Genomic DNA, 1407 nt, shown 5'->3' with positions numbered 1-1407 from the left:
ACGCGGCTTTCGCTCTCTTTTATCGTAGCGCCCGCAAGACCGACGATATTAAATCCCGGCAGCCCCCGCACGAATGTCGACTCGACCTCTACGGGGATCAGTGCATCCGTGAAGGCAGCGCATTTTAGGGATTTCATTTCGATTTTTCTTTTAGGCTTTTTTTGAATTCTTTATCAAATTTTTTGCGTTTATTGTATCCGATGCGCTCGATGAAAAGATGTCCGTCGAGGTGGTCCATCTCGTGCTGGATACAGACGGCTAGCAGTTCGCTGGCGTCCATTTGGCGGGTATTGCCGGCGCGGTCTTGAAACTGCACCGTGATAAACTCGGCGCGCGTGACGTCCTCATAAAAGCCCGGCACCGACAGGCAGCCCTCCTGGTAAACGACCTCGCCTTCCTTTTTTAAAATTTGCGGATTGATGATCTCGATGAGGTCCTTTTTGTCTTGGATTTTTTCCTCATTGGCTAAATTTATGATCAAAGCGCGCACGGGCCTGCCTATCTGGATGGCGGCAAGGCCTATGCCGTTTTTTGCGATCATCGTCTCATACATATCATCCAAAAGCTCGCCCAGCGCCGCGTCGAATTTCACGACCTCGGTCGATCTTTGATAAAGCTTTTTATTCGGATAGGTAAGGACGTCCAGGATCATCTATTTAAAGCTCTTTTGAAGTACTTGATCGATCAGTCCGTATTGCACGGCATCCTCGGCGCTCATGAAAAAGTCGCGATCGGTGTCCTTTTCGACCTGCGCGAGATCTTTGCCGGAATTTTGCGAAAGGATGTTGTTTAGAATTTCTTTCATTCGTAAAATTTCTTTGGCTTGGATCTCGATGTCGGTAGCTTGGCCTTGCGCGCCGCCTAGGGGCTGGTGGATCATTATGCGCGAGTTTGGAAGCGCGTAGCGTTTGCCTTTGGCTCCACAGCTTAGCAAAAACGCCCCCATCGACGCCGCTTGACCGATACAGATCGTGCTTACGTCGGGTTTGATGTAATTCATCGTGTCATAAATGCTAAATCCGCTCGTAACCACGCCGCCCGGGGAGTTGATGTATAGATAGATATCCTTATCCGGATCCTCCGCCTCCAAAAACAGAAGCTGCGCGACGATCGAGCTTGCTACCGCGTCGTCGATCTCGCCGCTAAGCATTACGATACGGTCTTTTAGCAGCCTCGAGTAGATGTCGTAGCTGCGCTCTCCGCGACTAGTTTGTTCGATAACGTAAGGAATCACCATCTATTCGCCCTTCTCTTCTTTTTTGCCCTGCTTTGAGAAAATATCGTTAAATAGCTTCTCCTCGATTAGCGCCATTTTGACGGCTGGTAGCATGCCGTTGTTGCGGTATCTATTTAGATGCTCCTTCGGATCGGCGCCGTAGGTGTAGGCCTCCATATAGACCGCTTGGA

3 protein-coding genes and 1 pseudogene are annotated in these 1407 nt (G+C 49.9%); all 4 read right to left on the bottom strand.

All coding sequences use genetic code 11. From position 1 onward, the window contains the following. Positions 1-137, bottom strand: a 137-nt coding sequence (locus tag Q0257_RS11100; RefSeq protein WP_298024838.1) for a hypothetical protein, incomplete at its 3' end; no start/stop codon positions are given. Next, complete coding sequence (def, locus tag Q0257_RS11095) at positions 134-652, bottom strand: peptide deformylase (protein ID WP_298024836.1); 519 nt, start codon at positions 650-652, stop codon at positions 134-136. The genes Q0257_RS11100 and def, both read right to left, overlap by 4 nt. After that, positions 653-1237, bottom strand: a complete 585-nt coding sequence (gene clpP / locus Q0257_RS11090) for an ATP-dependent Clp endopeptidase proteolytic subunit ClpP (RefSeq protein ID WP_295150849.1) — start codon at positions 1235-1237, stop codon at positions 653-655. Continuing rightward, positions 1238-1407 (bottom strand): annotated as a pseudogene (locus tag Q0257_RS11085) (trigger factor); the annotation flags it as partial.

This window comes from uncultured Campylobacter sp. (assembly GCF_938018035.1).
In the GTDB taxonomy this organism is placed as follows: domain Bacteria; phylum Campylobacterota; class Campylobacteria; order Campylobacterales; family Campylobacteraceae; genus Campylobacter_B.
The sequence above is the reverse complement of the archived record's forward strand: the minus strand, read 5'-3'. Positions and strand labels throughout refer to the sequence as shown.